Annotated in this window: 15 protein-coding genes; 8 read left to right on the top strand and 7 right to left on the bottom strand. The window is 54.1% G+C overall.

Translation table 11 applies throughout. The features are described from left to right. Positions 1–65 precede the first annotated feature (65 nt). Positions 66–1,907 (bottom strand): ABC transporter ATP-binding protein, encoded by a 1,842-nt coding sequence (locus ACU6TU_RS04575; protein ID WP_447143395.1) that lies wholly within the window; start codon positions 1,905–1,907, stop codon positions 66–68. Positions 1,908–2,011: 104 nt separating this feature from the next. On the opposite strand from ACU6TU_RS04575, the gene ACU6TU_RS04580 reads away from it, so the two are divergent. Next, positions 2,012–2,563: a DUF1415 domain-containing protein gene (locus ACU6TU_RS04580; protein ID WP_447143396.1), complete on the top strand. Its 552-nt coding sequence runs from the start codon at positions 2,012–2,014 to the stop codon at positions 2,561–2,563. A gap of 280 nt (positions 2,564–2,843) precedes the next feature. After that, complete coding sequence (locus tag ACU6TU_RS04585; protein ID WP_447143397.1) at positions 2,844–4,604, top strand: methyl-accepting chemotaxis protein; 1,761 nt, start codon at positions 2,844–2,846, stop codon at positions 4,602–4,604. Positions 4,605–4,735: 131 nt separating this feature from the next. On the opposite strand, the gene ACU6TU_RS04590 is transcribed toward ACU6TU_RS04585, so the two are convergent. Beyond that, positions 4,736–5,452, bottom strand: coding sequence for a murein L,D-transpeptidase catalytic domain family protein (locus tag ACU6TU_RS04590; protein ID WP_447143398.1), 717 nt, complete (start codon positions 5,450–5,452; stop codon positions 4,736–4,738). Between the two features lie 115 nt (positions 5,453–5,567). Between ACU6TU_RS04590 and ACU6TU_RS04595 the strand changes: the two genes are divergently transcribed. Next, a complete protein-coding gene (locus ACU6TU_RS04595) occupies positions 5,568–7,298 on the top strand; it encodes a L,D-transpeptidase family protein (RefSeq protein ID WP_447143399.1) in 1,731 nt (576 codons plus the stop codon). A gap of 132 nt (positions 7,299–7,430) precedes the next feature. On the opposite strand, the gene ACU6TU_RS04600 is transcribed toward ACU6TU_RS04595, so the two are convergent. Next, the gene (locus ACU6TU_RS04600) at positions 7,431–9,290 is read right to left on the bottom strand and encodes a peptidoglycan DD-metalloendopeptidase family protein (protein WP_447143400.1); all 1,860 of its coding nucleotides are present in this window, start codon (positions 9,288–9,290) and stop codon (positions 7,431–7,433) included. Positions 9,291–9,771: 481 nt separating this feature from the next. Here ACU6TU_RS04600 and ACU6TU_RS04605 point away from each other — a divergent pair, with 481 nt between their 5' ends. The 3 genes from ACU6TU_RS04605 (at position 9,772) to ACU6TU_RS04615 (ending at position 13,943) form a co-directional block, all read left to right on the top strand. Then, entirely contained in the window at positions 9,772–10,692 is a 921-nt protein-coding gene (locus tag ACU6TU_RS04605) for a LysR family transcriptional regulator (RefSeq protein WP_447143401.1), read from the top strand. A gap of 127 nt (positions 10,693–10,819) precedes the next feature. Then, complete coding sequence (locus ACU6TU_RS04610) at positions 10,820–11,815, top strand: glutathione S-transferase family protein (RefSeq protein WP_447143402.1); 996 nt, start codon at positions 10,820–10,822, stop codon at positions 11,813–11,815. 415 nt (positions 11,816–12,230) lie between these two features. After that, positions 12,231–13,943 (top strand): DEAD/DEAH box helicase, encoded by a 1,713-nt coding sequence (locus ACU6TU_RS04615; protein WP_447143403.1) that lies wholly within the window; start codon positions 12,231–12,233, stop codon positions 13,941–13,943. Positions 13,944–14,036: 93 nt separating this feature from the next. Here the strand turns inward: ACU6TU_RS04615 and ACU6TU_RS04620 are convergent, their stop codons facing one another. After that, positions 14,037–14,771, bottom strand: a complete 735-nt coding sequence (locus ACU6TU_RS04620; RefSeq protein ID WP_447143404.1) for a glutamine amidotransferase — start codon at positions 14,769–14,771, stop codon at positions 14,037–14,039. 136 nt (positions 14,772–14,907) lie between these two features. Between ACU6TU_RS04620 and tpx the strand changes: the two genes are divergently transcribed. Then, positions 14,908–15,408, top strand: coding sequence for a thiol peroxidase (gene tpx, locus ACU6TU_RS04625; protein ID WP_447143405.1), 501 nt, complete (start codon positions 14,908–14,910; stop codon positions 15,406–15,408). Positions 15,409–15,419: 11 nt separating this feature from the next. Here the strand turns inward: tpx and ACU6TU_RS04630 are convergent, their stop codons facing one another. Continuing rightward, positions 15,420–16,097: a gamma-glutamyl-gamma-aminobutyrate hydrolase family protein gene (locus ACU6TU_RS04630; RefSeq protein ID WP_447143406.1), complete on the bottom strand. Its 678-nt coding sequence runs from the start codon at positions 16,095–16,097 to the stop codon at positions 15,420–15,422. 59 nt (positions 16,098–16,156) lie between these two features. Beyond that, positions 16,157–17,173 (bottom strand): amidoligase family protein, encoded by a 1,017-nt coding sequence (locus ACU6TU_RS04635; protein ID WP_447143407.1) that lies wholly within the window; start codon positions 17,171–17,173, stop codon positions 16,157–16,159. Positions 17,174–17,322: 149 nt separating this feature from the next. On the opposite strand from ACU6TU_RS04635, the gene ACU6TU_RS04640 reads away from it, so the two are divergent. Then, positions 17,323–19,596, top strand: a complete 2,274-nt coding sequence (locus ACU6TU_RS04640) for a mechanosensitive ion channel domain-containing protein (protein ID WP_447144182.1) — start codon at positions 17,323–17,325, stop codon at positions 19,594–19,596. Here ACU6TU_RS04640 and ACU6TU_RS04645 read toward each other — a convergent pair. Continuing rightward, entirely contained in the window at positions 19,522–19,944 is a 423-nt protein-coding gene (locus tag ACU6TU_RS04645; RefSeq protein ID WP_447143408.1) for a hypothetical protein, read from the bottom strand. The two genes, ACU6TU_RS04640 and ACU6TU_RS04645, sit on opposite strands and share 75 nt — an antisense overlap. Positions 19,945–20,000 lie beyond the last annotated feature (56 nt).

Here is a 20,000-nt window from a genome sequence, read left to right on the forward strand (position 1 = left end):
TCCAATGGTTAGCTATACCTGACATTGCGATTTAGCACAACTGGACAGCCGTTTAATATATGCCGTTACTCATAGCCTTTCGCCTGCAATCGAAACAAAGAGGCATAGCGACCATTACTGGCCAGGAGGGCGTGATGTGTGCCGCGTTCGATAATGCGTCCTTGATCAATGACGATAATCTGTTCGGCACTTCTCACGGTAGAGAAACGGTGAGAAATCAGAATCGTCATTTTATCGCGGCTGTGTTCCCGAAAGCGCGCAAAGACTTCCGCTTCTGCGGCCGCATCCATGGCAGCAGTGGGTTCATCAAGCACCAGAATATCGGCATTTTCACGCATGTAGGCGCGCGAAAGCGCGATTTTCTGCCACTGGCCGCCCGACAGCTCCTGACCATTTTTGAACCAGCGGCCCAGTTGAGTATGATAACCATCTGGCATTTGATTGATAAAGTCATCCGCTAGCCCATGATGAGCGGCGCGTGTCCAGCGCTGTTCGTCATTGAAGGCCAGCGTATCGCCGACACCCAGGTTTTCTCCTACCTGCAGCTGATAGCGTACAAAGTCCTGAAAAATCACGCCAATGCGCCGACGCAGCGCAGTCGTTTCCCATTCGCGTAAGTCGCTACCATCCAGCAATACCCGGCCCTGGGTCGGGTGGTAAAGACGCGTCAGGAGTTTAATGAGCGTTGTTTTGCCTGAGCCATTTTCGCCCACCAACGCCAGGCTTTCCCCCGGTTTTATATGCAGAGAAATATCGTGAAGCACCTTGCTGCCACCAGGATAAGCAAAGCTGACCTGCTCGAAGCGCAGTCCGTCACCGGGGGTAACGCCTTCGGTGACCTGGCCGTTTTCCTGCTCGGTCGGTTGTTCAAGGTACTCATACAGGTTCGACAGGTAGAGGTTATCTTCGTACATGCCGCTGATTGATGTCAGGCAGGCGGAGAGGGCGCTTTGGCCTTGTTTGAAGACCATCAGGTACATGGTCATCTGGCCCAGGGTTAAAGCCCCTATCACCGTTTCAAGCACCACCCAGCCATAGGCAAAATAAAAAGTCAGTGTGCCAATCAAACCAAGCGCAAAGCCCCAGATTTCACGGCGTAAGGTTAACAGGCGCTCTTCTTTGAACAGCCGGGTGAAAATGTCGCGATAGCGCTGTAGAAAAAGGGATTCCAGACCAAACAGTTTGACTTCCTTGATACTGTCTTCGCGCGCCAGAACGGTTTCCAGATACATCTGCATACGCGACTGGGGCGAACGCCAGCGGAAAAGCCGGAAGGCATCGCCGGAAAATTTTGCTTCCGAGAGAAATACCGGTAAGGCCCCGGCAATCAATATCAGCAATGCCCAGGGAGAGAACTGCACCAGCAATACCCCGAAGCTTGCCAGCGAAATGGCATTCTGCAGCAGACTGAAGGTTTTATTCACCAGCCCCAGCGGGCGAGTAGAGGCTTCTCGGCGGGCGCGGGTGAGTTTGTCGTAAAGTTCAGAGTCTTCGAACTGACTAAGCGACAGGGTGCCCGCTTTATCGAGAATCATGACATTGACTTTCTGGCCCAGCATTGCCCGCAGCAGAGACTGTTGAGCGCTTAGCCCACGCTGCGCCAGAGTGATCAAAGCAATAATCGCGCCTTCCAGCGCCACCAGCCAGAGCACGGGCGTCAACACCTCGGCAAGAGAGCCACCCGCCTGGTAGGACTCCATGGCGGCGACCACCCCATCCACGATCAACTGCCCTACCCAGGTGGCAACGGCAGGCAGCACACCGGCTACCAGCGTGCATAGGGCGAGACCTATCATCATTTGAGGCGAGGTTTGCCATACCAGGGCAAGTGCTCTGCGGCTGTAGCGGAAAACGCCAAAAAAACCCTGAAAAGGGCGGGGTGGAACTGGAATCAGGTTAGACGACATCTCAAGCAAGGCTGCCTATTGAATAAATAAAACAGTATGATGCGCGAGATACGCTTACAGCGCCAGCGGTGACGATGCGGGTGCATTTATATTCTGAGGTTGTTATGCAAGTTAGCGATGAAGACGTCATCCGGCAGACACGCCATTGGGTCAGCGATGTCATTGTTGCCGAAAACATCTGCCCGTTTGCTCAGCGTGAAGTCAACCGTGATAGCGTCAGAGTGAGTGTGTCGCGGGTGAAAAAAATGGCCATGGCGCTGGAAGCGCTGATGATGGAAGTGGCCTGGCTGGATGAGCACGCCAGCACAGAAACTACACTGTTGGTCTTCCCAACCTTGTTCAGGGATTTTGAGCACTATCTGGATTTCGTCGAGATAGCGGACAGGTTGTTGATTGACCAGGGTTACGAAGGTGTCTATCAGCTCGCCACGTTTCACCCGGACTACTGCTTTGCCGATGCAGAGCCGGACGATGCAGCAAATTACACCAACCGCTCCCCTTATCCCATGGTGCATCTGCTGCGTGAAGAAAGCCTGAGCCAGGCGATTGAGCATTACGGTGATACAAGCCGGATTCCGGACAGGAATATCGCCAGATTGCGTGAAATGGGGGCTGAAGAGGCTCAGCGCCGTCTTGCGGCCTGTTTCGATAAATAACGCCAACACCTCTCGCTGATAACCCCTCTTCGCTGATAACCCCTCTCTGATTCCGCTGCGTGAGGTTGGACCACCCCTGTGCTCCACTAACTGCCCGTTAGGCGTGCTTGGCTGAATGTGAGGCTGAGTGATTGTTTTTTGAAACATTTGTTCATAAAGTATGGCCTGCTTGATTCGCATCGCCACAAAAAATGCCTGACAAATCGCTAACGACAAGCAGCGCACACCACCAAGGTAACACGCTGCATCACGGCAGTTCTCAAGGGGTAGTATAATTACAATGTCTGTTAAACATGGCTCACGGTTTGCGTTCAGCTTGCAGACCAAAATTGTCTTTCTTGTGCTGGTTCCCATGCTGGTACTGGCCTGTGTGCTGTCAGTGCTGGAAACCCGCAATTCTGCTGCGCGCATTCAGGAAACGCTGGACGATCAGCGCAAACTACTGGTGGAAGAACGCGAGCAAACTGTGCGTTACCTGATTGAGTCGGCGCGTAATGCCGTCCTGCCATTGGTGGGAAATACGCGTCTGACCGAACAGGAAGCGAAACAACGCGCGCAGGATATCCTTCAGAACTTCCGTTTTGGCGACGAAAACTATGTCTTCGCTTTTGAGTTTGATGGTACCGCCATTGCTCTGGCAGCGGCACCCGGCCGCATCGGTACCAGCATGTCAGGTATGAAGGATAGTGAAGGCAATGCCTTTGTGGATGACCTGATTGAACGGGCGCGTAGCGGTAATGAGCAGTTTTATGACTACCAGTGGATTAACCCTGCCACCGGCGAAACCGAGGCCAAACATTCCATGGCGGTTGCCATTCCCGAGTGGGACTGGATGATCGGTACGGGCATCTATCTTAGCGATATTGACGCTGGTCTTGCCGAGGTGGAAGCGTTGGCATGGCAGGAATTTAAACATGACCTATTCGTTAAAATTGGCGTGACGCTGCTGATATTGATTGCTGTCGGTTTTGTTTCCGCTTATCTGGTGCACCGCGCCTTACGTCCGGTGCGTCGTGCGGCGTCAGCCATGTATGATGTGGCCACCGGCGAGGCGGATCTGACAAAACGGCTTGCCGTGGAAACCTATGATGAAGTCGGTAATCTTGCCCGCCAGTTCAATGCGTTTGTTGAGCGCATGCAAACGACCCTTAAAGATGTGCATTCGACCTCGCGTACGGTATTGAATGCGGCGCAGGAGATTGACAGCGGCACCAATGAACTTGCCACCCGTACGGAGCAGTCGGCCGCCAATCTTCAGCAAACGTCATCTTCCATGGAAGAGATAACATCCACTGTCCAGCATACGACACAGGCCGCTGAGCAGGCTTCACAGCTGTCGCAGAGCGCATTGGAAGTTGCGCGGCAGGGGGGTAATGCCATGCAGCGCGTCGAAAGCACCATGGGAGCGATCAACGAATCGGCGACGCAGATTGGTGAAATCATCAGCATGATCGATTCCATCGCCTTTCAGACCAATATTCTGGCACTTAATGCCTCTGTTGAGGCGGCGCGAGCGGGCGAGCATGGCCGTGGTTTTGCCGTGGTGGCCGAAGAAGTCAGAAAGCTGGCCAGTCGTTCCAGTGATGCATCAAGCGAAATCCGTACCCTGATTGATAGCTCGATGAAGCACACACAGGAAGGCAGCGGGCTGGTTCGTGACGCCGGCGCCACCATGCAGGATATTATGCAGAGTGTGACGCGTGTGACCGATGTGATTGCGGAAATCAGCGCGGGTGCGAGAGAGCAGAATGCCGGCGTTGGTGAGATCAATACGGCGGTGGCAGAAATGGACTCAATGACGCAGCAGAATGCCTCGATGGTGCAGGAAAGCTCAATGGCTGCACAAAAACTGCGTGAAGGTGCCGAGCACTTATCGCGCCTGCTGGACGCCTTTGTGTTGGGTGATATGCCTGCAGGCTTAAGCAGTACACCGGCAGCGCTTCCGGCTGGGCACTCCCCGCAGCGCCAGCAGCAAGTCGCAGGCTCAACACCCCGTGGCCGCCGCAGCCACCAGGAAGAGGAAGATTGGGAAACGTTTTAACGCACTTAATTACAAGTACTCAATTTACAAACTCTCAGTCATAAGTGCCTTAGCCACAAGTGCTCAGTCACAAGTGCTTAGCCACAAAAAAGCCGCTCAATGAGCGGCTTTCTACTGCGCGGGTTTTGAGTTCACCGACGTGCCACCTGAGTATCGCGGTTGCAGTTCAGGTAGGTGGATTGCGCCAGAAATTCAGGGTCCGGCGAGTAGGCAAACACGTACTGTTCTTCCTTGATGCTGTTGATCAATGGATAGGTTACGGCGGTTCGCACGGCAGGGCAGCCGTGGCTTCTGCCTAACCGGCCGGTCTGGGTAATAAAGTCTTCACTGACATAGTCGGCACCGTGAATGACAATGGCGCGTTCATAAGCAAGATCATTAACCTCAGGTTCCAGCCCTTCCAGGCGCAGAGAGTAACCATTACTGCCATAATAACTGTTCATGGTGCGAAACAGGCCAAGGCTGGTTTGATGACTGTCAGGCGTGTTGGAAAAAACCTCGGCAAGTGCGTCACCGGACCCTTGGCCGTGGGACACCAGTTCTTCGAACAGTAATTCATGCTGTTGGAGATCAAATACCCACATCCGAGGCTGCGAGGACGGTAGTGAATAGTCAATGACTGCCAGGCGTTCTGCGTCGGGGTCGGCACAGCTGAGTGCCTGAGCGGCCATGCGCAATGCGTCAGGTGTAGCCTGGGGTGCCAGCTGTTTAAGCTGGTGATGTAGTAGCGATGTGCCTGGAGGTGGAGTGGCGCCGCTATCGGCAAAGAAGTTCGCCGCATAAACTGGTATCGTCAAGAAAGTAAGAGGTAAGCTTATTAGCAAAGTTGCTATCTTGGGTGGAAGCATTATTTTAAGGTCCTGTGCGGATAGGTTCAGATTGATAACTCCAGCAAGCCCAACTTGCTTAAGCGAAAGAAAAGGCCAAAACAGATCATCTGGGATAATAACGCAAGGAGGGGCGATGAACGAGACAAGATCAATACGACGTTTGGCAATAGTCGGACGGCAGTGGCCGCTCAGCGTATGTCTGACGCTAGCGTTAGGAGCACCGCTTTTCGCTATTGCTGACGATGAGAGCATGGAAATAGCTTTTGCCGATGCGTTATTGCTGGAGTCCGCAGCGGTTGAAACGGTTGAAACGGTTGAAACGACGCCGGAAGCCGTGGGTGACCCGGCGATTCATGAAGCTTTGCAGCGCCGAGATGAAAGTAGTCTGCTCAACGCATTTTATGATCAGGTCAATTTGGCGTTTTTATGGCACAGCGAACGTCGTGTGAATGCCTTGGTCGACGCGTTGGAGCAACTCTCAGCCGATGGTTTGACGCCGTCGGACTATGCCGTGGGCAGCCTGATGGAAGAGTACCGGGCAAGCCGTTCCACAGATCGCGCTGGCAAGGCGGCGTTTGACCTTGATGCCACCCAGCAGCTTCTAACAGCACTGACTCACCTGCAGAATGGCAAACTTGACCCGCGTGCGTTGAACCCCCGCTGGGATGGCCCTGAAAGCCAACCGTTACCGCTTGCAGAGATTGCGGCGAGGCTGATGGAGGACGATGTGGCCGCAGCGTTTGACCTGGCTCGTCCTGCTCAAGCGCATTACCAGCAGTTGCGCCAGGCACTTGCGGACTACCGTGCCATGGAGCAGCAGGGTAGCGTGGCGCTATTTCCCTTGCGTGACGCATCGCTGCGTCTGGGCGATCAGCACGATGATGTGATGGCTCTGCGTCAACGGCTGACATATTGGGGGGAGCCCGGATTGCTTCCTGGGCAAGCAGAGGCATACCCCGAACTCGGCCTTGAAAAAGGGTCGTCTCTGGATGTCTTTGATAGCGAGCTGGACATGGCCGTCAAACGGTTTCAGCGTCGTCATCTGCTTGAGGACGATGGCATTGTGGGTAATAACACCCGTCAGGCGCTTAATGCCTCCGTTTCTACGCGCATCGATCAGCTACGCATTAATCTTGAGCGAGCACGCTGGATACAGCCGGTATTTGAGCAGGAACCAAGGTTGTGGGTGGATCTCGCTGGCTACTCCATGGTGTATGTTCGCCCCTCGGGGGAGGAGTGGCGCTCGCGGGTAGTGGTGGGTTCAGCCAAGCGCGAAACGCCAGTGATCCATTCACAGGTGACGCATCTGACCGTCAATCCGTCGTGGACATTACCGCCGACAATAATGCGGGAAGATGTTTTACCGCGCCTGCGCCGCGACCCCGGCTATCTGGCACGTCGCAATATGCATGTGGTTGATTTTGAAGGCAAGCGGCTGTCAGCATCGTCCATTAATTGGAACTCGCCGGGCAACATCATGATTCGTCAGGCAGCCGGTAGTTCGAACCCGCTTGGGAGTGTCGTGATCCGCTTTCCCAACAGCGAAATGATTTACCTTCATGACACACCATCGAGAGGGCTGTTTGGCCGCGATCAGCGTGCGCTCAGTTCAGGTTGTGTCAGGGTGGAAGGTGTCGAAGAGCTGGCGTCGATGCTGCTGGATGACACGGGCAGCAAATACCAGTTCCCGGCGCTTAAGCGCTCATCGCGCAGCGATATCCAGATTAACCTGCCACAGCGTATTCCTGTCGCACTGCATTACCTGACCGCATGGCCGGATGTACAAGGGCAGGTAACATTCAGGGAAGATATTTATCAACGAGACCAAGGCGTATTGCGCGCGCTGGACCGAGTAGAATCCTGAGCCTACAAAAACACTATCAACAGAAAAAACGCCATCAGCAGATAACCTGCTGATGGCGTTTTTTTATGCAGCGATATTAATTAACGGCAACGTAATTAATAACAACTTTGCAATTAACGACCTTGAAGTCGCTTATTCGTCTTCCTCATCATCTTCTGACGACGAATAAGATGCAACGCTGATGTTGCCCGTTTCACCGCTATCCAGTGCGGCAAGTACAGGAGCCGCCTGACGCTGGAAGGCAACTAGCGCATTGCCGTCCAGGCTGGTGTTTTCGGGCAGATCCACCTTCATGGCGTTGACCGGCGCGTTATTAACATGGACTTCATAATGCAAATGCGGCCCGGTACTCCGTCCGGTATTGCCTGACAAAGCAATCTGGTCGCCCATTTCCACATTGTCTCCAGTATTCACAAGTGCGCGAGACAGGTGCAGATAACGTGTGCGATAACCGTTGTCGTGGGTGATGACAATATAACGCCCAGCGGCACTGTGATAATCCACGCGTTCAACGCGGCCGCTTGCGGGTGCGACAATGGAAGAGCCGATCGGCATGGCAAAGTCAGTGCCGTTATGTGGTGAAACCCGCCCGGTGACAGGGTGTCTGCGGCGCGGGTTGAAATGCGAGCTCAGGCGATAGCTACCTTCAAAGGGATATCGCGAAAAAGACGGGTCTAAGCTGCCACCAGCGGCTGTGTAGAATTTGTCGTCGGATTGATTGCGAACCAGAGTGAGATCCATGCGCTCGCCTTCGTAACGGATGGCGAGCACGCGGGAATCAAAGGCATAGCCGTCAATCATGTCGGATTCAACCAGTACCTGAAAGCTATCGCCCCGGCGACTGTCGTTGCGGAAGTCGTATTTCTTTTCAAGCAGTTGGGTGACTTCCGTGACAAGGTTGCTGCCAAGCCCCGTTGACTGTGCAGAACGGGCAAAACTACCGCTTAGCGTACCGGCATAAAGACGCTGAACCGGTTCTCCCTGGCGTTCGATGACGGTAACGTCGAGGTGCTCTTCACCGCGTTCAACTAGGATGCCGTCACGCCGGTTCTGCATCATCTTGAGAGTCAGTAGCTGGCCCTGTTCGTCCAGCTTGTATTCAAAAGACTGACCGGCTCTCCATTGTTCGACAATGCGTTTGTCAGGCAGGTCATCAAGAAGTGCAAGCACTTCGCTATAGCCCATGCTTAATTTTTCCTGGGCGACAACCGTAAAGACTTCACCGGGGTTGATAACATACGTCTGCCATTCAGGAACGTAAGGTTTCTCAACGGCCAATTCGAAATCGAGGTAGGAACCAGTGTCCATCAGCTCAATATCGTAATCCTCGTAGGAGGTAGCATCTGCCACTAGATCTTCTGAGGTGATCTCGTCGTCATTGTCTGCAGCCAGATTTGCTAAATGCTCGGAAGGGTCATTAACGGAATCCAGCATGCCCTGACCGATCGTGCCGACGACGATCGCGATATGCAATGCGGCGTCGTTCAGAACCGGTTCGATGTTACGCTGAGACTCTTCTGGCGCTGTCTGCGATTCAGACTTTGCCAGTGATTCAGACGTGAGGTTGCTTGTTGCAACGCTGTCTGTCGCAGGGTCATTCGTTTCACTGGCATTTGTCGCAACCGTTTGGGTTGCCTTGTCATCAGCCGTCGCGTCAGCACTATTGATAACATCAAGATTAATAACGCCAAGGTCGAGCATTTCTATCGATGACGAATCATTTGAGGATTGCGTATGACGTGTAAGGCTGATGGCCCGTGAGGCTTTGTCAATAGCGTTTGCGACAGGTGCTCTTTCTTCATACAGCGAAGGAAGGCGGGAAGGCGTATTTTCAGAGAGGGGAAAATAGACACTCTCGGAAGGAGAGTGCGGTGTCTGGTAATCCTGATAAAGCGTCAGTAACTTTTGTGTGCCCAGCACCGTGACCATAGTGGCCACTGGTAATAACAATAACTTATGGGTGCGAGGCAGCGAATGAAGTATTCGCAGCATGGGTCAATTAACCACCGAATTCAGTAAAAAGTAACATTAAAAATAGTAATCGATGGATAACTCTACCCCATGAAAGGCTGAGTGGATAGACTGTATAAATATACACAAAAATAAGCTTCGCCAGGGCTGAAAAGCCACTGGACGGATGTTAACGCCCTGAACCGCGTCGTTTACGCTACTCAGTATAGTCACCACACTTTAACAGGTAGGTGGATGAAAAATCACAACAATAACTTAAAGGAATGTTAATTGGGCGAAGGTGGGCAAGCGTCAGTTAACTGCCAGTCAATCACTGTCATCCACGGCGTTGTCTTCGCGCGCGATGGTAATGTTGTTGCATGATAATACTGATCTTTTGTTGGATTCGACGTGTCAAATCAGCAATTGGATGGATTTAATGGCATTCTAGTGCAAGTTTTTTGAGTGCGAGTTTTCGAAAATTAAGCGCAAAGTTATGCGGTAACGCGTCGAGGAATTCGAAATGTCACGAGTCACGCTTGCCCAATGGCAGATGCTGGCGGCTGTTGTCGACCACGGGGGATTTGCCCGTGCGGCGGAAGCCATCCATAAAAGTCCGTCAACGCTTAATCATGCCGTTCACAAACTGGAAGAACAGTTGGGTGTACAGGTGCTTGAGCCTGTCGGGCGGCAGGTACGCCTGACGGAAGCCGGTGAATTGCTGCTGCGTCGGGCACGCCAGTTAATCGAAAGTGCGGCATCTCTGGAAGATGTTGCCGCCAGCCTTGCCACCGGGCTTGAAGCTGAAGTTGTTATTGCCATTGACCAAACCTTCCCTGAAGCGGCGCAAGCACGAGCGCTGGAGCAATTCTCTGCTGAGTATCCACAGGTCCGTGTGCAGCTACATGAAAGCGTGCTTAACGGTGGTATCGAAATGCTTTATGACGCCCGTGCCGATCTGGTGATTTCGGGGTTGGAAGCACAAGGGTTTCTGGGCGAACCATTGCTGAGCGCGCGTTTTATCGCGGTCGCGCACCCAGACCATGCGCTGCACCAGCTCGGGCGAACACTGGATCTTCGTGATCTGGCGCAATACCGCCAGCTGGTGGTTCGGGATAGCGCCCTGAGGCAGTCTGCCAATGCCGGCTGGTTGAAAGCGGAGCAGCGCTGGACCGTCGGGCACTTGAATACTTCCTTGGACATGGTGAAGCGAGGATTAGGGTTTGCCTGGTTGCCGGAAGCGCGAATTGCCGATGACCTGGCGGCCAAACGCCTCAAGCCACTCCCGCTCAATGCTGGCGCGATACGTGAAGTCCCTATCCAGATGATATTTCGTGATCGTGATCGGGCGGGACCTGCTGCCCATGCCATGGCAAGAGCGCTCAAGCAGGCGGTCGCTGAATGCGTGCCCGATAATTCGATGCAATCGAATGCTTCAACGTAAAAGATACGCTTGTTGTATAAGTTATCATTGATATGCTGCCGGTCATGCAGCGCTGAGGCTGACAACTTTCATTGTATCTTTGAAAGAGTATTCTCCGCGCTACCTGAATATTAAGGAGGCATTTTTTATGGGACTTTTGGTCAACGGTAACTGGCAGGATCAGTGGTACGATACCGACAAAAATGGTGGTGAGTTTGTTCGTGAGTCCGCCCAATTGCGAGACTGGGTAGGCGATCACGCGCCTGACGGGGTTACCAGCCATCCGGCAGAGAGTGGCCGCTATCATCTATACGTTTCACTTGCCTGCCCTTGGGCGCATCGCGTGCTTATCATGCGTTCCCTTAAAGGTCTTGACGATGTGATTGGGGTTTCCAACGTCAGCCCCTTGATGCTGGACCAGGGATGGACCTATGAGCAAAGCGAAGGCTCAAGTGGCGATCCTATCAATAATGCTCAGTTCCATCGTGAGCTTTATACGCTGACGGATCCTCACTACACAGGTCGCGTTACCGTGCCGGTTCTGTGGGATAAAGAACGCCGTGTGATTGTCAGTAACGAATCGGCTGACCTGTTACGCATATTGAATCGTGGGTTTGATGCGATTACCGGTAACCGTCTGGATTTATACCCGGCGGAACTGCAGAAAGACATTGATACGGTTAATGCCGATGTTTATGAGCATATCAATAATGGTGTCTATAAAACCGGTTTTGCCACCGACCAGGCGGTCTATGAAAAGCATGTGGCAGCGCTTTTCGAGTCTCTGGAGCGAATGGAGCAACGCTTAAGCCAGCAGCGTTACCTGGCGGGCGAATGGTTGACAGAAGCCGATATACGTCTGTTTACCACACTGGTGCGTTTTGATGCGGTCTATTACGGCCATTTCAAATGTAATTACAAGCGGATTGAAGATTACCCCAATCTTGCTAATTATCTGCGCGAAATCTATCAGTGGCCGGGAGTGGCTGAAACGGTCAACATGGACCACATTAAACGCCACTATTATTACAGCCACGAGATGATCAATCCGACGCGTATCGTTCCGGCGGGCCCTTTGCTGAATCTTGACCGCCCCCATGACCGGGATCGGCTGGCCGGGAAGGGCGTCTGGCAGTCCAGCTGATAAGTAGGTAAATGAATAAGTAGGTAAATGAATAGGGCTGGCCAAACGGTCAGTCCGATGATAGTATATGTCTTCCTCGCATGTGTTGACCCCTCCATCATGACGAATGCCTGAATCATGTTATTCAGGCTAGCGCAGAGCCTCCTTGAGAGCGCTCATTGATGTGTGAAGATGGCGCGCCACTGAACAGACTCAACGTCTGTTTCACATAGTTGGCGCAGAAGGTCGCCACAGCAGTCAGCCTGCCAAGCTGGTTTTGACTGTCAATGCTAGGTGCGACCGGCGTCTCCGACTCCCTATAACGCCTTCTGCCACGAAGCAGACAGGCGGCATGATTCGAGTTTTGCTCGTCACCGAGTCAGAGACGCTATTGATGTTTTTTTGCCGTTTATATCGGCCTACCAAGGTGTGATTAATGACCACGACTTCTGTCGCCTCGCCAGTTTTTGGCGATCTGGCCCTGTTGCCTGCCGTTCTGTCTGCTGTTGAAACTCTCGGTTATGAAACGCCGTCACCGATTCAGGTGCAAACGATTCCTGCGCTGCTTGAAGGCCGCGATATGCTGGGTCAAGCCCAGACGGGTACTGGTAAAACGGCCGCGTTTGCGTTGCCGCTGCTATCACGTCTGGATCTGACGCGTCGCGAACCACAGGTGCTGGTGATGGCGCCAACCCGTGAGCTGGCACAGCAGGTTGCTGCGTCCTTCTCAAGCTATGGCCAGAATCTGAAAGGCCTGGAAGTGGCTATTCTGTGTGGTGGCATGGAATACCGCGAACAAATGCAGGCGCTAAAGCGTGGCGCACATGTTGTTGTGGGCACGCCGGGCCGTATCATTGATCACCTCGACCGTGGCAGTCTCAAGCTTAACGGCTTGTCGGCACTGGTGCTGGACGAAGCTGATGAAATGCTGCGTATGGGCTTTATTGACGACGTTAAGCGCGTGGTTGCGGACACCCCGAAAGATGCCCAACGTGTTTTCTTCTCGGCAACGCTGCCGACAGAAATCGAACGCATTGTTAACCGTTATCTGGTTGACCCGGTCAAGGTGTCGATTGAATCGCGTACCACAACCGGTGAGAACATCGAGCAGCGCGTTGTGCGTGTTGACGGTGGTGCCAAGCTGGAAGCGTTGGCACGTATTCTTGAAGTTGAACCGGTAGACGCGGCGATCGTCTTCGTGCGTACCCGTGCCGCCTGTACGACGCTCGTTGAGCAGCTGACGGCGCGTGGTGTCAATGCCGCTGGCTTGTCGGGCGATCTCGATCAAAGCCTGCGTGAGCGCACTATTACGCGCCTCAAACGCAGCAAGATCGATGTCCTGATTGCGACTGATGTGGCCGCGCGTGGCCTGGATGTGCCGCGTATCACCCACATCATCAATTATGATCTGCCGCAGGATTCCGAAGCCTACACGCACCGCATCGGGCGTACCGGCCGTGCTGGACGCAGTGGTATTGCGATTACCTTCGCTGGTTTCCGTGAAGCCCGCAAGATTGGCTGGGTTGAACAGGCTACCGGTCAGAAAATGTCCGAGATGCCATTGCCGGATGAAGCTGCTATCCGCGCTCATCGCGACGAAGCCTTCCATCAGCGCGTCATTGCTGCGCTGACCAAAGGCGCTGAAGAGCAGCGTGCCCTGGTTGAGCGTCTGGTTGAAGAAGGTTACGACCCGATTGAGTTGGCTTGTGCCTTTTCTGCCATGGCGCGTGCGGATGAAGCACCGATTGGTCGTTTACAGGCGCCGCGCAAAGAGCGTGCTCCGCGTGAACGTACCAGTGGCAGCAGCGACAGCCGTGGTGGCCCACGTCGCGAGCGCACCCCGTCAGAAGGCATGACGCGTTATCGTGTATCGGTTGGCCATAAAGATGGCGTCAAGCCGGGTCAGCTGGTCGGTGCGCTGGCCAATGAAGGCGGCATCGAAGGGGCGCGTATCGGCCGTATCGATATTCGCAATGCCTTCTCTGTGGTTGAGCTGCCAAGTGGCCTCCCGGGCACCATCCTAGCCAAGATGGCTCGTGCTCGTGTCGCCGGTCGCCCGCTGGAAATCAGCGAAGACAGCGCACCAGAACGTGCGCCGCGTCGTCGTCAGGACGGCAACGCACCGGTAAACCGTCGCGAAACGGCCTGATAACCGCTTCGTTTAGGCCAAACGCCCCCGCACTGTTAAGTGCGGGGGCGTTTTTGTTTGCGCCAGGCATGGCGCGCCTGGCAGCATCGGCGGTTATGCAAGAAATGCTAAAAAACGCGTTAACAGCTGTGTTGCTTCGGGTGTTTCTCTTATGGCCTGACGCAGCGCCTCGACATTCTGCCCTTGCGTACTTAGCGCCTCTACCTGATGATCCAGATAAGCACGCATGACCGGTGGAGTAAACTCGGGATGGAACTGTACGCTCCATTGACGCGAGCCATAGCGCAACGCCTGATGGGGATCATGTGCATTGACCGCTAATACGGATGCACCGTCGGGTTTCTCAAGCACGGATTGTGCGTGGGTGAGGTGGGCATCAAAGGCCTTGGGGAGTTGCCCGAACAAGGCGTCCTCCTGGCCTTCAGATGTCAGCTCAACACGGAAGGTGCCGGATTCGCGTCCCGCTGGGTGATAACCGCTTAGGCCGCCAAAGGCAGAGGCCATCAGTTGATGGCCATAGCACACGCCAAGCATGGGAACCCTGGCCTTGAACGCTTGCTGTAGCCAGGGCTTTAACCGCTCACTCCAGGGCTCAGCATCGCTCACCATACTGTGTGAACCGGTAATCATAATGCCAGCTAGGGTGGCTGGTTCGGGCAGAGTGGGTTCGTGGTGTGCATTAATGATGTCAAGCACCACACCTGGTGGCAAAGCCGTCATGATCTGGCGTTGAAAGAACTGCTCGAAATCACCGTGAGCTTCCACGACATCCGGAAAGGCATCACCGGTTTTGACAATCACAAGTTTGACAGGAGCCTGTGAGGGCATGAAGGTTCCTTGGTATGATTCCACAAGAGATACGTGTTTTTTAACGGCTCAGGCAGAGGTCTGAGCCGAGCCTAAGCCAACAAGTCTAAACCAACAGGTTTAAGCCAACAGGTTTTAACCAACAAAGGAGTTAAGCATGCCACAGATCACTCGCGGCGGTGAGCCAATGGACGTTAAGGGCAATGTGCCGAGCAAAGGCCAGACGGCTCCCTCGCTAACCTTGACCAATGTCGACCTTAAAGATGTAACGCTTAAGGATTTTGCTGGAAAACGTAAGGTACTTAACATCATCCCCAGTGTCGATACGCCGACCTGCGCCATGTCAACACGACGTTTCAATGAACTAGCCTCCTCTCTGCCCGACACCGTGGTATTGGTGGTGTCGGCAGATTTGCCGTTTGCGGCCAAGCGTTTCTGTGGTGCTGAAGGCCTGGACAACGTCAATACGCTTTCTACCTTCCGCCATCCAGAATTTTTAGAAGCCTGGGGCGTTGCCTTCCATGGTAATGCGATGGAAGGGCTGTGTGCCCGTGCGGTGGTCGTGCTGGATGCTGACGATAAAGTGTTGCATAGCGAGCTGGTGGCCGAACTCAAGGATGAGCCAGACTATGAGGCGGCATTGGCCGTGTTAAAATAATCCGTCGGCAATCACGTCTGCGATGGCTGGCGTCTGGCCGCCTCGATCAGCGCCAGAATCAGGCGCTGTTGGGGGCGGTTGAAAATCAGCCACTCCGGATGCCACTGAACGCCGATCAGAAAGTCATGCTCACGCGATTCGATACCTTGCACCAGGCCGTCGCGGTCGCGGGCAACAATTTCAATCCCTCTGCCAGCGTCGTTGACAGCCTGATGATGCAAGCTGTTAACGCGACACCAGGTGACGCCCAGTAACCGATGCAATTGGCTATCGCCGACGATATCCACGGTTTTGCGGGGTAAAACGGTGCGCCGACGTTTGAGGCCTTCATGAGTGGTATGAATGTCCGGGTCCAGCGTGCCGCCCAGATGAACATTGATCAACTGCGCGCCACGACAGATACCCAGTACCGGGGTGCCACGCGGAATAAAGCGCTCCAGTAATGCCAGTTCCAGTTCGTCGCGTTCCGGATCCACTCGCACATCGAACTGTACTTCGGCATCGTAAAGATGTGCCTGAATATCATCGCCGCCACCGATAATCAGCCCATCCAGATTGGTCGGTTGGGGGCGGGTTGGCGACAGCCTTACCGGGCGACCGCCATGTCGCCATACGGCAAACCAGTCGAAGCACCAGGCAAGCCGACTTTTATGGTCAGAAGTGGTAATACCTATCAAGGGGCGCGGCATTTAACAAAATATCCTGTCAATGGTGCAAAAATGATAAAACGTCGGTGTGATAGCGATGCTTAGCCTTGGCGGCGTTTCTGCCACCAGTGTTGCAGTTTATCTGCCCAGCGACGGTAGAAAGGGCGCTGATGGTCGGCAATGTAAGCCAGACAACGTTTCTCCAGTGCCTGATGGTCAGCGGCCAGCGCTTCGACCTCCACCCAGCGATTCCATTCATTGACCGACCCCCAGCCTGGCTCGGAGAGCTGAGCATTGGGTAGCCGGTAATGGAAGGTCGGGCGCGCCTTGGTCAGTTTGCTGTGCAACAGCTTGTTGGTGTGCTCGGGGCGTAAATGGGCAAACAGAGGCAGCATGTCCAGCTCACGGTTGCGCGTTGGATTATAATAAAGATAATCATCGATCAAGGTGTCAAGATCGGGCTCATAGCTCATATCCAGTATTTTCAGCGCATACTCTTTGGGGAAGGGGTTGGCATGCGGCAAAACTTCCCGGGTAATGTCGATCTTGATGTCTTCACGTAACCAGGCCGCGAGTAACAGGTAAGCGCGCAGGATGGAGAGCAGGTACGTAGCATCTTTGTGTGCCACCTCTGGGTTGAGGTGCAAACCAAACCCGTAGAGCAGGCTGGCTTCGGTGCCTTTGGCGCCGTGCTCGCGAAGCCCATCAAACAGCCGGTCAAGTTCTTCCAGCTCATCCCAGGGGATGGGGGGGCAGACGATTTCCGTTGGCACGAGCCCGGTCACCATATCGCCGATCAGCTCGCGGGTTTTCTGGTGAAATTCAACCCTGAACTGATGTTGTTGGCGTGCCCATTCAGTATCAAGTAGTTCACTGTCGTGAATGATACGCTCGTCAGGGTGCGCATACTGAGTATCAAGCTCAATACCGAACGCTCCCCAGCGCGTCTCGCACACGCGCAGGCGATGTGGGCTATCAACCTGTATAGTGCCACCGAAAAGCTCACACACAAGTTTGGCAGTATCGCGTGGCGGTAAGCCAGCAAACTCAACTTCAACACCAACACGGCGTGTCTGGTTTTCGTCATTAGCGCCTATCGGTGGTGCCTTTAATGTCATCACTTCGTCCTGTGAGCTGAACAAACGGTTGCTTCAGCCTATCATACACCTTGATGGAGCGCGGAATGCTTCCGGTTGTCTTCGTCTAAGTTTCTACCCGTTAGGAGAAATGCGTGCGACTGCACAGAATAATGGCCCAGCTGGCTGTCATGATCGGCGTTGTTGTGATCGGTCTGATGATGTCGACATTGCAGGCCCAGATGCTTTCGATTCCAGGGCTGGGTGGTGGTGATACCCAGCAAGAAGAGGTCAGCCGCGAAGAGTTTCAGCGTTCTCTGGATGATGTGGTCACGCTACTGGAAAATGATGAGCAGCGACAACAACTGCTGACATCGCTAAAGGAATTGCAAACGGCCAACGCTGCCACGCAGGAAGAGGTGATTAACCGCCAGGGGCTATTGGGGGCGTTGGCGGAAACGCTGACTGATATTGGTGAGCAGGCACAGGTGGGTGGCTCGCCCCAGGAAAAATGGGCTCAGCATCTCACCGAAGGGCTTGAAGATCTTAAACAGCTGGGAAACAGTGCCAGCGGCGGTGAGCTCGCCAAAAAAGCGGCTGATGGCCTGTTGTTAGCGGCTGTCTGGGCGATCCTGCTGATCGTGATGATTGCCGTCGGGCGCCTGATCGCCACGCGTAAAAAGTGGCCTCACGATTTGCCGCGCGACCCTAAAGGTTGGTTAATGTGCGTGCATTTTCTACGCCGTATGCTGCCTTGGATGCTTTCCTTTGCGGTAGTGCTGGGGTTGGGGCAGCTGCTGCCGGAAAATGCCGGGCGAACCGCGGCGCTGGTGCTGGCCTATGTGTGTTTGTGTGGGCGCGCGTTATCCGTGGTGTTTGAAACGGTCATTGCTTTTTTCAGCCGTGGGCACCGCTTTACGGCAGTGCGCCTATTGCAGCAACGTGCGCTGCGCGGGCTGTTTTTGATCGGTGCTCTGATAGCGCTGGGGGACGCGGTTAATTCGAATCGTTTAGCCACAATGTTGGGCGAAGAGCTATCGAGCCTGATCTCTATTTTTGCCAATATTCTGGCAGCACTGCTGGCCGCACGGTTTGTCTTCAAATTTAAGCGGCCCGTGCGCCATCTGATCCGCAATCGACCCTATCATTTACGCCGTGATGCCAGTACCGCAGTAGAAATCAGTCGTGCGCTGGGTGGGCTCTGGCATATTCCTGCCCAGTTATTGGTGTTTGGCTCCCTGCTGGCGATCTTTATTTCCGTCGGTGATGTCAAAACAGCATTGGCAAGGTCAATTGTGTCCGCCAGCCTGCTGGTGCTAACGCTGGTGGTTACCGGGCTATTAAGGCGCCATGCTGAACGGTTGGGGCAACACCGTCATCGGCGACGCACCAGCCAGTACCGTAAGCGCTTGGAGCGCTTCGGGTTTGTTCTCGGGCACATTGTCTCCTGGGTGATCTTTGCTGAACTTTTCATGCAGGTGTGGGGCAGTTCTCTTTTCGGGGTAGGTCAGCAAGGGTTGGCGAGTGCGGGTATCGGTGAGGCGCTGATAAGCCTTGGGGCGACCGTGCTGCTTGCCTGGCTGGTATGGATTTTTGCGGATACGGCGATTCAGCGCGCCTTGATCAGCTCAGCGGGGTCGCGGGGGCGTCGCGTTAATCAGGCACGTGCCCAAACCATTACCCCAATGATTCGCAATGTGGTTCTGGTCACGATTTTGATTATTGCCGGGATTGCCGGTCTTGCCAATCTGGGGGTTAACGTTACCCCGCTGCTGGCGGGTGCTGGTGTCATTGGTCTGGCGATTGGTTTTGGCGCACAAACCCTGGTGCAGGATTTGATCACCGGTATTTTTATCGTGATTGAAGATTCATTAGCGGTCGATGACTTCGTTCAGATCAATGGGCATATGGGGACTGTCGAAGGGCTGACCTTGCGGACTGTGCGCCTGCGCGATCTGGATGGCGTTGTTCATATCATCACCTTTAGCCGGATTAGTTCGATTCATAACATGTCTCGACAGTTCGGCATTGCGCTGATGAAGATACGCATCCCCTACGATATGAAAATCGATGATGCCATTGACCTCATGCATGAAACGGCGCTCGCGTTACGTCAGGACCCGATGATGCGCCATTACATCTGGTCACCGCTGGAAATGCAGGGGGTTCACTCCTTTGAGGAAGGTTGCCCTATTTTGCGCATGCGTTTTAAAACCGCGCCTGAAATGCAGTGGGATGTGTCACGGGCCTTTAACTTACTGCTTAAGCAGCGCATGGAAGAGCAGGCTATCCATCTGGGTGTTCCACGTATGAGCATCAGTATGGAAGGCCATTCTGGAGGAAGTTCACAGAAAGAGTCGAGCAGCCCTTCACTCAATGCCTCAGGACGCTCACCAACCCATACCCCAGGTGAGCCCAGCAATGAGACCTACAGCAGCCCCGGTTATGAGGGTGGCGATCAATAGCCACACACTGCGCCAGCGTCGCCAGCGGTTGTAGAAGGTGGCGGCGTGGCTGACTCGCTCAACGAGGTCATCGTGACGGGAAACCGTCTGGTCGGGTGGCAGCGAAAAATCATTCGCAACGCTGCCTTGCCAGTGAGCACCGTGGCTTAACCCAAGGCGCGAGCGCAAACGACCAATATCATTGAGCGTGGCGTGAAGTTCATCATAGGCAAGGCGGTGCTCAAGGATGCCGAGGACGGCTGAGGCATCCTGCTTCAGTGCGTTGTGCTGACATTTTTCAATCGCGGCGGCGATCGCCTGATGGGAAGCGTCGGGTGGTAGATCAAGGCGTTGGTAAAGATCACGCATGAAAGGAACAATATCCGTCTTAATCGATTTGCTTGCGGTAACTTATGTTGCTGCCA

Source organism: Halomonas sp. LS-001 (genome assembly GCF_052983955.1).